This is a genomic window from Bradyrhizobium sp. CIR18, from assembly GCF_014198295.1.
Lineage (GTDB): Bacteria > Pseudomonadota > Alphaproteobacteria > Rhizobiales > Xanthobacteraceae > Bradyrhizobium.
Map to the genome: position 1 here is coordinate 57,015 of NZ_JACIHF010000001.1, position 12,949 is coordinate 69,963.

Consider the following 12,949-nt stretch of genomic DNA (forward strand, 5'->3'; position numbering starts at 1 on the left):
CCGTATTAATCGCGGGTTTACGCTGGTGGGTGCCGCGGGTGCGCGCCTGGCTTAGCGACCGAGGGTGGCAAGGATTTCCAGCGTCGAGGCGTCGCGTTCGCCTGCGAAATAGCGGGCGAGCGCCTCGCCGAACACGGGCTCATCGGAGACCGCGCCGAACAGCGTCATCGACGAGCGGAATTTGGAATCGTCCGGCGCGCCGAGGATCGCGTTGATGCTCCGGCCCTGAACCGCGAGCACCAGCCCGGTGCATTCGATCAGGCGCGCCCCGAGCACGGGATGGGCGAGATAGGCCTTGGCCTCCGCGGGGGAGCCGATGGCGTAGCGCTGCGACATGGCGCTGAAGCCGAGGCCGGCGATCTGAGGGAAGACGAACCACATCCAGTGAGTCTGCTTCCGGCCCCGGGCCAGCTCCGCCTGGACGGCGCGAAAAACCGGGTTCTGGGCCGTTACGAAGCGCTCTAGATCGAAAGGATCGGTCATTGGATACCTTGGGAGGGCTTGCCGGCCGCGATTATGCCTAACTTTTGGCTCCCAATGTGGTAGCTGGTATAGAGTCTCCGGGCGGGGGTTGGGCCCCCCGGGGGTCGATTTGGGGATCTGATGGTTTCCGACGCAGCACATGCCGAGAGGCTGTTGTCGCGCCGCCGTGTCGGGCGAGCCGAGAGAGTTCTGCTGTCTCTGGCCGCCGTCGCGATGGCGCTTGGCGCCGCCGCCTGGGTCACTGACATCGGGAATTCGAATTTTGGCAATTCGACCCCGCTAATCACTGCTGCGCTGCCGCCGGCCAATGCCCCTTCTTTCGAGGACCGTTTCGCGTCGGCGTCCGGCAACCCGCCCGCCCGCGAGCTCGGCCTGCGGACGATGGAGCGGTCCGCCCTGAGTGCGGTCCAGCTCAAGCTCCGCGACGCCAAGGCAATGCTCGCCCAGAAGCTCCAGGGCGACGATTGGCGCACGACCCTTACCGATGATGACCGGCACGTGGTCGACGAGACGCGGCCGTCGCAGCGTGCCGACGCCATCCCGATGCCGCGCTCGCGCCCGACCCAGGCGGACTTCTCCGCCCAGATCGCCTCCAGCCAGGCCTATGCGGAGACCAACCCCAGGGTCGACAACCGCAACTTCTTCGAAAAATTCACCGACAAGATCAGGCTCGCCTCGTTGACGCCCAGCGACGGCCTGTTCGGCAAGGCGCCAGATCTGGCCGCCCTCGGCTACGATTCGCGGACGGCGGTCTATGACATCAAGGCCAAGGCGCTTTACCTGCCGAGCGGCGTCGCGCTGGAAGCCCATTCCGGCATGGGCGCGCTGATGGACGACCCCAATCATGTCGACCAGCGCATGGTCGGCGCGACCCCGCCCGCAACCTATGACCTGAAGCCGCGCGAGAAGCTGTTCCACGGTGTCCGCGCGCTGCGCCTGACGCCCACCGATGGCACCAGCGCGCTCGGCCGCGTCGGCCTTCTCACCCACAATTACATGCTCGGGCCGCGCGGCGATTCCAACGGCTGCGTCTCGATCAAGGACTATGATCGCTTCCTCAAGGCTTACGACAATGGCGAGTTCAACCGCCTGGTCGTGGTGCCGAGTCTGAGCGGATCTGCGACTGCCTCGCAGCGCGCCAGCACCGACTCCTGATATTCGCCTGCTGCGGCGGGGCTGCCGTTTCCCCTTCGTTAAGCCGTCATCGTCCAGAAGCAGCCCATGAGTGATCCATCAAGTTCCGAGACCCCGCTGCGTACGACGTTCAAGATCAAGCTGAACGGCGACACGTTGGCGATCGCGACCGTCGGTCAGGCCTATCAATTCCTGACCAACTTCAAGTCGGTCGAATGGATGGAATTCCGCTCCCTGCACGAGGACGCCGTCGAGGCTCTGGAAGGCGCAGCCGGTAATGCGATGCTGGCGGTGCAGGCAACCAACGCCGTGCGCGCGCTGTTCGTCAGCGCCAAACTGCTCTGAAGCCCTTCAGCTCTTAGTCTCGTAGCTCGGATGGAGCGCAGCGTAGTCCGGGACCCCTGTCGCTTGTGGCACGATTCCTGGATTTCGCTCCGCTCCATCCAGGCTACAGGGCCATCTCCTCGCGCATCTTGAACTCTGCTTTGCGAACGGGCAAACGGTCCGCGGAGATCGTCGCCGCAAGCCCATGTCTGAAATTTAGTTCAGGGAGAGACCCCATCATGAAACGCCGTACATTTCTGCAGGGCGGCGCGGTCGCCGGCGCGACGACGCTGGTTGCCGCACCTGCGATCGCGCAGAGCGCGCCCGAGATCAAATGGCGCCTGACGTCGAGCTTCCCGAAGTCGCTGGACACCATCTACGGCACGGCGCAGACCTTCGCGAAATACGTCGCTGAGGCCACCGACAACAAATTCCAGATCCAGACCTTCGGTGCCGGCGAGATCGTTCCGGGCCTCCAGGCGCTCGATGCCGTCAGCACCGCATCGGTGGAGATGGCGCAGACCCCGCTCTATTTCTACATCGGCAAGGAGCCGGCGCTGGCCTACGCCACCGGCGCGCCGTTCGGCATGAATCACCGCCATCAGGAGTCGTGGTGGCACTTCGGCGGCGGCGCCGATCTCACCAACGAGGCGCTGAAACCGTTCAAGGCGCACGCCATCCTCTGCGGCAATTCCGGCACCCAGATGGGCGGCTGGTTCCGCAAGGAGATCAAGACCGTCGACGATCTCAAGGGCCTCAAATTCCGCATCGCGGGCATGGGCGGCCACGTGCTTGCCAAGCTCGGCGTCGTGCCGCAGCAGATCGCAGGCGGCGACATCTATCCGGCGCTGGAGAAGGGCACGATCGACGCGGTCGAGTTCGTCGGCCCCTATGACGACGAGAAGCTCGGCTTCCAGAAGGTCGCCAAGTACTATTACTTCCCGGGCTGGTGGGAAGGCGGCGCGATGCTGCACATGATCGTCAACGACGAGAAATGGGCGTCGCTGCCCAAGCAGTACCAGGCGATCGTCAACCAGGCCGGCGCGGCGGCCGGCGCCTGGATGCTCGAGAAATACGACAGCGTGAATCCGGCGGCGCTGAAGCGGCTGATCGCCAATGGCGCGGAGCTGAGGGCGTTCCCGCAACCGGTGCTGGAGGCCTGCTACAACGCCACCCAGGAGCATCTGAACGAGCTCGCCGCCAAGAGCGACCTGTTCAAGCGGACCAAGGAAAGCCACGACGCGTATATGAAGGAGCTGCTGTTCTATACGCAGATCGCGGAGAACTTCTACGACAACTATCTGCTCAGCAAGATGCGCAACAAGAGCTGATTGTGAGGGGCGTGGTGTTTGTGCCGCGCCCCGCTTTCGTAGGGTGGGCAAAGGCGCCCTTGCGCCGTGCCCACGACTGCCCCGCGTTTCGTAGAATTGGTGGGCACGCTTCGCTTTGCCCACCCTACGGGACCTGAGCAAGCGGTCCTACGCCGCCCCAAGCCCCAGCTTCGCGTAGATCCGCCTTGCATAGGCGCCGAACGCATCGGTCGTCTTCAGCGGCAGGTCGCGCGGGAAGGGCAGGTCGATCGGGAAATAGTCGGCCATCTTCGCAGGTCCCGCCGTCAGCACCGCGCAGTGCGACGACAGGAACACGGCTTCCTGGATCGAATGCGTGACGAAGATGATGGTCTTGCCGCTCTCCCGCCAGATCCGCAGCATCTCCAGATTCATCTGCTCACGCGTCAGCGCGTCCAGCGCGCCGAACGGCTCATCCATCAGGATCAGCTTTGGGTCGTGAATGAAGGCGCGCGCGATCGCGGTGCGCTGCTGCATGCCGCCGGAGAGCTGCTGCGGATATTTTTGCTCAAAGCCGGCAAGGCCCACGAGGTTGAGAAGATCGCGCGCCCGCTCGCGCGCCGCCTTCATGGGCAGGCCGACGATCTCGGCCGGCAGCAGCACATTGTCCAGGATCGTCCGCCATTTCAGCAGCAAGGCCTGCTGGAACACCATGCCGATGTCGCGGGTCGGATCGAACGGGCTGTTGGCGTTGCCGATCTTCACCGTGCCGCCGTCGGCGCCATGCAGGCCGGCCAGGATCTTCATCACCGTGGTCTTGCCGCAGCCGGACGGGCCGACCAGCGACACCAGCTCGCCTTCCTGCACGTCCATGGTGACGTCGGACACCGCCAGGAATTCGGCGCCGCCGCTGCGATAGACCTTGCGGACGCCCTGCAGGCTGATGAAGGGGGCAGGGCTCATGCCAGCCACTTGTCCCGATTGGCGGCAACGAAGGCATCGTCGCTGAGATCGGCGTGCTCGCGCGTGACGCGGTCGATCTCCTCTTTCTGGCCCGGGCTGAGGCCCTCGTTCGGATCGAGGCACCACAGGCCTTGCATCAGGCCCTGGCGCCGCAGCACCTCATGGCAGCCGGCGATGCAGCCGTGGAAGTTGTTGGCGACGTCGAAGAAGGCGCTGTTGCAGTCGGTGACGCGGGCATCGAGTGCCAGCAGGTCGGCCGGCACGCTGTCCTTGTGCCGCGCCGCCTTGCAGCGCTCGAACTGCTTGATCGCACTGGCCGTCCACACCGACCAATGGCCGAGCAGGCCGCCCTTGAAGTAGGTGCGCGTGGTGACGCCGTTGTCGCGCAGATCGAACGGCAGCATCAGATCGAGCAGGATGTGGTCGTCATTGCCGGTGTAGAGCGCGACGCGGTCGAGCGCGCCGGCGGCCGCGACGCCGCGCAGGACGTCGAGGGTACGATAGCGGTTGAACGGCGCGATCTTGATCGCGATGACATTGTCGATCGAGGCGAAGCGCTGCCAGAACCGGGCGGAGAGGATGACGCCGCCGACGGCCGGTTGAAGATAGAAGCCGACCAGCGGGATCTCGGCGGCGACCGCCGTGCAGTGCGCGATGATCTCGTCCTCGGAGGCGCTCTTCATCGCGGCGAGGCTGAGCAGGCCGGCATGATAGCCGATGTCGCGCGCGGTACGGGCTTCGGTGACCGCCTGGTTTGTCGGACCCGCGAGGCCTGCGACCATCGCCAGCGGTCGCCTGGTCCAGCTCGCCGCGGTCTCGGCGGCGAGCTCGAGCACCGGACGGTAGAGACCGACGTCGCGGATCGCGAACTGCGTCGTGTGCACGCCGACGGCAAGGCCGCCAGAGCCGGCGTCGATGTAATAGCGCGTCAGCGCACGCTGATGCGTCTTGTCGAGCTGGCGCTCGGCGGTGAGCGCGAGCGGATGCGCCGGTATCACGGTGCCCTCAGTGATCAGGTTGCGGATGTCGCTGTTGATCTGGCTGTGATGCATGATGTCCTATCCGAATTCAGGGCCGGCGACGGCGAATGGCATTTCCTCGCCCGTGACGGTGGCGGGGCCGAGCCGCATGCGCTGGAACGGCCGTTCGATGGTCCAGCCGACTGCGGTCAGTCCTTCCAGGAACGCATCTTGCGACGCGACGACGTCGAGCAGGAGCGGGCTGGTCTCGGAACGCACGATCGCGTCAACGAGCGCCAGAGCTGCCGCGGCATTGTCGGCCAACAACGGGCCGATATGGCGAGCGGTCCGGCCGTCGCGAACCAGTGCGATGGCGCCGTTCGCACCGACGATGCGCGAGCCGGAACGCTGTGCGAAGGCGGAGAGGAGGGCGGTCCGGTCGAAACCGGTGGCCCGCCGGTCCCGCGCACGAAGCGCTTCGATGGTCCCGGATGACGATGGCGGCGCTTCGGCCCGCGCTGGCTTCAACAGCTTCAGGCGGCGCAATTGCAGGGTCGGCGTGAACCCCAGCGGTCCGTAGACGGCGGCGCCGTCCGGCGTGGCATCGAGCCAGCTGGTCAGGCCGTTCTGACGCGCCGTCTCCAGGCAGGCGTCGACCAGACGGGTGGCAAAGCCACGGCGGCGATGCGTGCCTGATACCAGCACCATGCTGATCCAGGCGTTGTTGCCGGAATAGGGCAGCAGTGCCGCGGTTGCGACCAGCCGCATGCCGTCGCGAATGCCGAACACGACGCCGTCGCGCAGGAAGATGCGCCAATCCTCGTCGGTCTGGTTCCAGTGCGCTTCCGTCGACAACGCCAGCCCCGCGGTCGCGTCGTCGACGCCGAGCTGGACGATGTGCGGGGCGTCAGTAACGGCCATCGCGCACCTCGTATTTGGTGGGCTTGCCGAGGCTCGGCATGGCGCGCGAGACCCAATCGGCGGTCCAGCCGATCAGCTGCTCGGTGTCGACGACCGGAAGGCCGAACAGCTCGACCGCCTTCGACGTGTCGGTCAGCCATGCCGTCGGCTCTTCCTTGCCGGTCAGCACCGGCGCGCGGCCGAACCTTGCGCCGAAACTTTGGGCGAGATCGCGCACCGCCAGAATCTCGTGGCCGCTGACATTGATCGGCGAGGTCGGTGTCGTGCAATGAGCGAGGCAGCGCAGCGCCTGCGCCGAGGCATCGCCCTGCCAGATGAAATTGACATGGCCGAGGCTGACGTCGATCGGCGTGCCGCCAAGCACTTTCGTCGCGATGTCGTGCAACACGCCATAGCGCATGTCGATCGCGTAGTTGAGACGGAATAGCCGGCCCGGCGTTGCGAATTTGTGCGAGAAATACTCGAACATCCGCTCGCGGCCGACGCAGGACTGGGCGTACTCGCCGGGCGGGTTCGGTGCCATCTCCTCGGTCGAGCCTTTGCCGTCGATGGGCACGAAGGGATAGATGCAGCCGGTCGAGAACGCCACGATGCGCGAGGACGGGAAGGCCTGTGCCACCAGCGCCGGCACATGCGCGTTCATCGCCCAGGTCAGCGACAGATCGCCCTCGGCGCCGAACTTGCGACCGGCCATGAAGATGATGTTGGGCGCCTTCGGCAGGGCCGCAATTGCCTTCTCGTCCATCAGGTCGCAATTGATGGTTTCGACGCCGCGCGCGTGCAGCCAGTCCTTCACGCCGGCGTCGCTGAAGCGGGCCACGCCGATGATCCGGCGATCGGGCGCGGCGGCCTTGGCGAGCCCGGCCAGCGTCGGGCCCATCTTGCCGCCGACGCCGAGGATCATGATGTCGCCCTCGACCTTGGCGAGGTCGTCGATCAGCGCTTGCGTCGGACGGCACAGCAACTCGTCGAGGGCTGCGATATCGGGGATGGTCTTCGGCAGCGTCTGGCGGGTGAGCAGCATGGATTTGTCCCTTGGTTCTGCCGTTGTCAGGTTTGCCTTGCGTCACCGACCACGAACATGCGTTCGAGGACCAGGACCAGGCCGTAGAGAGCGACCCCGAGCAGCGTCAGCAGCACGACGGCCATCACCATCGCGGGCGTGTCGAGCGCCGACTGCACCTGGATCATGAGGTAGCCGAGCCCGCGCTCGGAGGCGATGAACTCGCCGACGATGGCGCCGGCGACCGCCAGGATGGCGCCGACCTTCATGCCGGAGAACACGTAAGGCAGCGATCCCGGCAGCTGGATCTTGCGGAACAGCGTCCAGCGCGAGCCGCGCAGGGATTTGACGAGATCGAGCAGATCCGGCTCGACCTCGCGCAGGCCCCGCGCGGTGGTGAGCAGGATCGGAAAGAAGCAGATGCTGAAGGCGATCAGGATGTTCGGGATGATGCCGTAGGAGAACCAGACGATGAAGAGCGGGCCGAGCGCGACCTTCGGGATCATGTTCAGCGTCACGAACAGCGGCAACAGCACGAGGCTGAGCAGCGGCGCCCAGCTGAAGATCACGGCCAGCGCGACGCCGACGAAGGCGCCGAGCGCGAAGCCGCCGAGGATCTCGACCGCTGTCACCAGCGTATTGGCGCCCCAGGCGTAGCTCGCGGTTCCCAGCGTCTGCACCGTCGCCAGCGGGGAGGGCAGGATGAATTTCGGCACGTGGAAGGCATCGACCGCGACCTGCCAGAGCACGAGCACGGCGAGGTGCACGATCAGGATGATCGCAAAGCTGCGCGAGGCGCGTGCGCTGTCTCCTGCCACCGATTGCTCCCTGTTGGCGCGGCGGCGATGCCGCAGGTCGCAAGCCTAGCCGCCTTCCGGGGAAGTTTCAACCAGTTGGTTGATTAGGGCCGGAGCGACTGCAGCACCAGGTCGGCGACATGGCGGCGGCGGGCGCGCCGTGCGGTGCGGCTCGACAGGTCCTTGCCGAAGATCGCCGACAGCGTCGGCGTGTTGGAGAAGAAGAAATAGCTGAGGCCCGCAATGGAGATATAGAGCTGGACGGGGTCGACGCCCTTGCGGAACACGCCCGCGCGCACCCCCTCGTTGAGAATGTGGGAGACGCTCTTCACCAGCGGGGAGTGCATCGCTTCCAGCCGCGTCGAGCCGCGGACGTGGCGGGCGCCGCCGCGGTTCTCGTCGTTTAAAAGCACGATGAAATCAGGGTGTGCGGCCAGATGGTCGAACGAAGCCTCGATCAGCTTGCGGATCGCCTTCTCCGGCGGCAGGCCTTCGAGATTGAGCTTGCGCTCCTGCTCGCGGATGTCCTCATAGACCCATTCGAGTACGGCGAGGTAAAGCGCGTCCTTGTCTCCGAAATAGTGGTAGACGAGCTGCTTGTTGACGCCGGCGCGCTCGGCGATCTCGTCGACGCGGGCGCCCGCAAAGCCGTGCCGGGCAAATTCCAGGCGCGCCGCGGTCAGCAGCTTGTTGCGGGTGGCGACGGGGTCGCGGCGCTGCGGCACGGTGTCGCCAGATCGTTTTGCGGGCATTTCCAACCAAACAGTTGACAAGTTGAGGGCGGGCTTGTTGCATTGGTATCCTCACAAGGGGAGAGCGACAAGCCGGGTCGCGGCAACGAGGAGAGATGCGATGAAGCGTTTGCAGGCGGCGGGCTCGGCCCTGGTCTTGACCCTGATGCTCGGTGCAGCCGCGGCGCCCGCGCATGCGGGCGAAGCGGTCAATCTGATCCTGAACTGGACGCCGACGGCCGATCACGCGCCGTATTATTATGCCAAGGCGCAGGGCTGGTACGAGAAGGCGGGCATCGACCTCACGATCGAGACCGGCAAGGGCTCGGGCGTTTCCGCCGCCAAGGTCGGCTCCGGCGGCTCGCCCTTCGGCGTCGCCGATCTCGCCACCATGCTGGTGGCCAAGAGCAAGGGCGCCGACACGGTCGCGGTGATGAGCGTCTATGCCAATACCGGGCAAACCTTCTACTGGCTGAAGAGCTACGGCGTGAACGGCGTCAAGGACTTTGCCGGCCACAAGATCGGCAATCCGCCCGGCGATGCCTCGCGCGTGATGTGGCCGGCTTTTGCCAAGGCCGCCGGGCTTGCGCCCGATGCCGTCGGCTTCGTCAATGTCGGGCCGACCGCGAAGATCGCGGCATTGAAGAGCCACACCGTCGACATCATCAGCGACTTCTACAACGAGCACGATCTGAAGGTGATCGAGTTCGGCCAGGATCTCGGCTACGTCAACTGGAAGGACATCGGGCTCAACCCTTACGGCAATTCGTTGATCGTCAACGGCGCCTACTTGCAGAAGAATCCGAAGGTCGTCGAAGAGTTCGTGCGCGTCACGCAGAAGGCCTTTGCGGCCTGCGTTGCCGACGTCGCGCCGTGCCTGAAAGCGCTGCTCGACCAGGTCTCCGGTCTCGACCAGGCGAACCAGGAGCGCCAGTGGGAGCGCATCAAGTTCCTGATGACCGACGAGTTCACCACCACCAAGGGTCTCGGCTGGATCGATGGCGAGCGGATGAAGAAGGACTACGAGTTGGTCCAGACCTATCTCGGCATGGAAAAGCCGTTCGATGTGACCACGGCGTTCACGACGAAGATGCTCGATCCGAATATCAAGATGGATGCGAGCAAGGTGAAGAAGTAGGGAGGGCATCTTGGCCCCCACACAGCGGTGTCATGCCCCGGCTTGACCGGGGCATCCAGTACGCCGCGGCCTTTCGACGAACCCATAAGGTCTCTGAGTACTGGATCGCCCGCCTTCGGGGGCGATGACAGTTTGGGACGGGTAACCCACGGAGAAATTAACCGGCCGTTAACCATATCCGCCGCATCGTTAACCATTCAATAACAGGGAACGAGTCGGCCGATATGGAGGCTGCAGTCAAACCTCAACGCCAAATGGTGCGCCTGCGCGGGCGCTCTTATGTGGCCTTCGTGTTTACGCCGACGGTTCCGGTGCAGGACTGGCTGCACGAGATCGATGCCACCATTGCGCGCTCGCCGGGCTTCTTTGCCGGCCGGCCCGTGGTGATCGACCTGTCCTCGGTCGATCTCAGCCAGTCCGGGATCGGCCATCTGCTCACGAGCCTTCAGGACCGCAACATCCGCGTGCTCGGCATCGAGGGTGTTGAGGAGGCGAGGCTGACCCCGATGATGCCGCCGCTGCTCTCAGGCGGGCGCAGCTGCGTGATCGAGCCGAACGCGCCGAAGAAGGCCGAGACGAAGTCCGAGGCCAAGCCGACATCGCTGCTGCTGGAGAACCCAATTCGATCGGGCCAGACCGTGATCTTTCCCGAAGGCGATGTCACCATCCTCGGCTCGGTCGGCTCGGGTGCCGAAGTCGTCGCCGGCGGTTCCATCCACGTCTATGGCGCGCTACGCGGCCGCGCCATGGCGGGCGTGAACGGTCGCACGAGCGCGCGCATCTATTGCCAGAAGATCGAAGCCGAACTGCTTGCAATCGATGGGTTTTATCAGACCGCCGACGATATCGACGAGGCCCTGCGCGGCAAGCCGGCCCAGGCCTGGCTGCAGGGCAACACCATGCGAATTACCGCGCTGAACTGACCAGAAGGAGATTTCAGAAATGGCAAAGGTACTGGTCGTGACATCAGGCAAGGGGGGCGTCGGCAAGACCACGACGACCGCCGCGCTGGGGGCCGCGTTGGCGCAACGCGGCGACAAGGTCGTCGTCGTCGACTTCGACGTCGGCCTGCGCAACCTCGACCTCGTGATGGGCGCCGAACGCCGCGTCGTGTTCGACCTCATCAACGTGGTGCAGGGCGTTGCAAAGCTGCCGCAGGCGCTGATCAAGGACAAGCGGCTGGAAAACCTCTGGCTGCTCCCAGCCTCGCAAACCCGCGATAAGGATGCGCTGACGGAAGAGGGCGTCGGCAAGGTCATCGACGATCTCCGCAGCCGTTTCGACTGGGTGATCTGCGACAGCCCCGCCGGCATCGAGCGCGGCGCCTCCATGGCGATGCGCTTTGCCGACGAGGCCGTGATCGTCACCAATCCGGAAGTCTCTTCGGTGCGCGATTCCGACCGCATCATCGGCATGCTCGATTCCAAGACGGTGCGGGCCGAGAAGGGCGAGCGCGTCGAGAAGCACATTCTCATCACCCGCTACGATCCCTCCCGCGCCGCGCGCGGCGAGATGCTGACCATCGACGACATCCTGGAAATCCTCGCAACGCCCTTGCTCGGCATCATCCCCGAGAGCCAGGACGTTTTGAAGGCCTCCAATGTCGGCACACCGGTGACGCTGTCGAACGCGGACGGCGCACCGGCGCGGGCCTATATCGACGCGGCGCGCCGGCTGTGCGGCGACACCGTGCCGATGCAGATTCCGACTGAGCGCAAGCGTTTTATGGATCGTCTGCTGCGACGGAGGGCTGCATGAGCATGGGTCTGCTTCGGCTTCTCCGCGGCAAAAAGGCCTCTGCACCCGTCGCTCGCGAGCGGCTGCAGATCCTGCTCGCCCATGAACGCGGAATGCGTGGCCAACCCGATCTGCTCGGGGTGCTGCGTGAGGAAATTCTCGCCGTCGTGTCCAAGCATGTCACGCTTGACCCGACCAAGGTCATCGTCCGGCTCGAGCGTGGCGACGACGTATCGACCCTGGAGGTCGATATCGAGGTGCCCAACGACTTCGATCGCAAGAAAGCGGCGGTCGCATAGGGGACGCGGCCGACGAACTCCAGCTTTGGGGTGGGTGAGAAGGCGGTCCGCTGGGCATAGCGGGCCGCCTTTGTTTTGGGACCATAGGGACGGTGCGGAACGAGGTCCCGCCCTCAATCGTTGTGAACGACCGCGGGAGCGATGCGGCCTGCGGTCTGGTCAGACGGGAGAGCGCCCATGATGTCCGAGGTCCAGGTCCACACCGTCGCGCGGCAGATGCTCGAACGGCATGGTTTTGCTGCGATTGCGAAGGCTGCTGAGCAGGCCCAGGCCTGCGAGGGCCGCGGCGAGGCCGATGAGGCCAAGGAATGGCGTCACATCGCCGACGCCATGAGGATCATCCGCGGGCCGGCCCACAGCTGATCGCTGGACCGGAATCACTTCAGCGTTCCTCGCGATCCGGCCCTCGTGACGGGGATCGATGCTGCGTCTGCGGCTGGCCGCGCTCGCCCGCCTCCCTGCAGGGGAGCTGTTCCCACGATCCGTCCGGCGCCTGCTGATAGGCGCTGCACGAGGACGACGAGGTCGATTTGTCCTCGCCCTTTTGGGCGTCGGAATTCTTTGCCTGTGCCGGGGCGCCCAGCGTTGCGCTCATCGCGAGCACGCCGGCGACCATGAAATGCGTCATCCGCATTGGGCTTCTCCTGTGCGAAAGGAGCCCGCATGCTGGCGAGGAATGTGACGATTATTGGCCAAAATGAGGGTTCCGTCGCGGTGTGCTTAACGCCGCGACAGCCGGCTTGCTAGCCGCCCTTGGCCCGGATCAGGCCAGCGAGGTTGGTCTTCTGGGCCTCGCACCAGTTGGGCATGCCGAGGCGGCGCTGGTTGAGATCGGTCGCCTGGGTCGCGACCGCGACCTCGGCCATCAGATCGTCGTCCTGCTTCTCGCCCATCTTGCCGCCGGTATGCATCCAGGCAATCGCCTTGCGCACCTTCTCAGTGGTGCCGTCAGGCAGCTTCATCTGCTGCGCCTTCTGCACGAGATCCTGGTAGACGACGTCCGTGCCCGGACATTCGACCTTGGTGGCAAAGGCCTGCAGGACCAGGGTCACATAGGTCGAGCGTAGATGGTCCTCGGCCTGGGCCGGAGCGGCGATCAGCAACAGGCCAGCCATCAGGAAACCGTAGCGCATCCTTGGTATCTCCTCCATTTTTTTGGGAGGCTAGCGTC

17 protein-coding genes are annotated in these 12,949 nt (G+C 65.1%); 8 read left to right on the plus strand and 9 right to left on the minus strand.

Annotation, left to right across the window (positions count from 1 at the left end; translation table 11 throughout):
- Window positions 1–51 precede the first annotated feature (51 nt).
- Window positions 52–483: a DUF1810 domain-containing protein gene (locus GGD65_RS00330; RefSeq protein WP_183234108.1), complete on the minus strand. Its 432-nt coding sequence runs from the start codon at window positions 481–483 to the stop codon at window positions 52–54.
- A gap of 189 nt (window positions 484–672) precedes the next feature.
- On the opposite strand from GGD65_RS00330, the gene GGD65_RS00335 reads away from it, so the two are divergent.
- From GGD65_RS00335 to GGD65_RS00345, 3 genes are all read left to right on the plus strand, one after another.
- On the plus strand, window positions 673–1,638 hold the full coding sequence (locus GGD65_RS00335) for a DUF2778 domain-containing protein (protein ID WP_183234904.1): 966 nt from the start codon (window positions 673–675) through the stop codon (window positions 1,636–1,638).
- Window positions 1,639–1,704: 66 nt separating this feature from the next.
- Complete coding sequence (locus GGD65_RS00340; protein WP_018322933.1) at window positions 1,705–1,962, plus strand: hypothetical protein; 258 nt, start codon at window positions 1,705–1,707, stop codon at window positions 1,960–1,962.
- A 218-nt stretch (window positions 1,963–2,180) separates the two neighbouring features.
- Window positions 2,181–3,272 (plus strand): TRAP transporter substrate-binding protein, encoded by a 1,092-nt coding sequence (locus GGD65_RS00345; RefSeq protein WP_183234109.1) that lies wholly within the window; start codon window positions 2,181–2,183, stop codon window positions 3,270–3,272.
- Between the two features lie 147 nt (window positions 3,273–3,419).
- Here GGD65_RS00345 and GGD65_RS00350 read toward each other — a convergent pair whose 3' ends face one another.
- The 6 genes from GGD65_RS00350 to GGD65_RS00375 all read right to left on the minus strand — a co-directional run bounded on the left by GGD65_RS00350 (window position 3,420) and on the right by GGD65_RS00375 (window position 8,625).
- Window positions 3,420–4,193 carry an ABC transporter ATP-binding protein gene (locus tag GGD65_RS00350; RefSeq protein ID WP_177237472.1) on the minus strand — a complete coding sequence of 258 codons (774 nt, stop codon included), beginning with the start codon at window positions 4,191–4,193 and terminating at the stop codon, window positions 3,420–3,422.
- Window positions 4,190–5,245, minus strand: coding sequence for a dihydrodipicolinate synthase family protein (locus GGD65_RS00355; RefSeq protein ID WP_179730634.1), 1,056 nt, complete (start codon window positions 5,243–5,245; stop codon window positions 4,190–4,192). Before GGD65_RS00355 ends, GGD65_RS00350 begins: the two co-directional genes overlap by 4 nt.
- Before the next feature lie 6 nt (window positions 5,246–5,251).
- Complete coding sequence (locus GGD65_RS00360) at window positions 5,252–6,073, minus strand: GNAT family N-acetyltransferase (protein WP_183234110.1); 822 nt, start codon at window positions 6,071–6,073, stop codon at window positions 5,252–5,254.
- A complete protein-coding gene (locus tag GGD65_RS00365) occupies window positions 6,060–7,097 on the minus strand; it encodes an NAD(P)-dependent oxidoreductase (protein WP_183234111.1) in 1,038 nt (345 codons plus the stop codon). The genes GGD65_RS00360 and GGD65_RS00365 overlap by 14 nt, the downstream gene beginning before the upstream one ends.
- A gap of 26 nt (window positions 7,098–7,123) precedes the next feature.
- On the minus strand, window positions 7,124–7,894 hold the full coding sequence (locus GGD65_RS00370) for an ABC transporter permease (protein ID WP_183234112.1): 771 nt from the start codon (window positions 7,892–7,894) through the stop codon (window positions 7,124–7,126).
- Between the two features lie 83 nt (window positions 7,895–7,977).
- Window positions 7,978–8,625 (minus strand): TetR/AcrR family transcriptional regulator, encoded by a 648-nt coding sequence (locus GGD65_RS00375; RefSeq protein WP_018322940.1) that lies wholly within the window; start codon window positions 8,623–8,625, stop codon window positions 7,978–7,980.
- Between the two features lie 100 nt (window positions 8,626–8,725).
- Between GGD65_RS00375 and GGD65_RS00380 the strand changes: the two genes are divergently transcribed.
- The 5 genes from GGD65_RS00380 to GGD65_RS00400 all read left to right on the plus strand — a co-directional run bounded on the left by GGD65_RS00380 (window position 8,726) and on the right by GGD65_RS00400 (window position 12,141).
- Window positions 8,726–9,742: an ABC transporter substrate-binding protein gene (locus GGD65_RS00380; RefSeq protein ID WP_183234113.1), complete on the plus strand. Its 1,017-nt coding sequence runs from the start codon at window positions 8,726–8,728 to the stop codon at window positions 9,740–9,742.
- Between the two features lie 224 nt (window positions 9,743–9,966).
- On the plus strand, window positions 9,967–10,665 hold the full coding sequence (gene minC / locus GGD65_RS00385) for a septum site-determining protein MinC (RefSeq protein WP_018322942.1): 699 nt from the start codon (window positions 9,967–9,969) through the stop codon (window positions 10,663–10,665).
- A 19-nt stretch (window positions 10,666–10,684) separates the two neighbouring features.
- Window positions 10,685–11,500 carry a septum site-determining protein MinD gene (gene minD, locus GGD65_RS00390; RefSeq protein WP_183234114.1) on the plus strand — a complete coding sequence of 272 codons (816 nt, stop codon included), beginning with the start codon at window positions 10,685–10,687 and terminating at the stop codon, window positions 11,498–11,500.
- A complete protein-coding gene (minE, locus tag GGD65_RS00395; protein WP_018322944.1) occupies window positions 11,497–11,778 on the plus strand; it encodes a cell division topological specificity factor MinE in 282 nt (93 codons plus the stop codon). Before minD ends, minE begins: the two co-directional genes overlap by 4 nt.
- Before the next feature lie 177 nt (window positions 11,779–11,955).
- Window positions 11,956–12,141: a hypothetical protein gene (locus GGD65_RS00400; RefSeq protein ID WP_018322945.1), complete on the plus strand. Its 186-nt coding sequence runs from the start codon at window positions 11,956–11,958 to the stop codon at window positions 12,139–12,141.
- 19 nt (window positions 12,142–12,160) lie between these two features.
- Here the strand turns inward: GGD65_RS00400 and GGD65_RS00405 are convergent, their stop codons facing one another.
- Together GGD65_RS00405 and GGD65_RS00410 are read right to left on the minus strand one after the other, a co-directional pair.
- Window positions 12,161–12,412: a hypothetical protein gene (locus GGD65_RS00405; protein WP_183234115.1), complete on the minus strand. Its 252-nt coding sequence runs from the start codon at window positions 12,410–12,412 to the stop codon at window positions 12,161–12,163.
- Between the two features lie 109 nt (window positions 12,413–12,521).
- Window positions 12,522–12,911 (minus strand): hypothetical protein, encoded by a 390-nt coding sequence (locus GGD65_RS00410; RefSeq protein WP_092262000.1) that lies wholly within the window; start codon window positions 12,909–12,911, stop codon window positions 12,522–12,524.
- Window positions 12,912–12,949 lie beyond the last annotated feature (38 nt).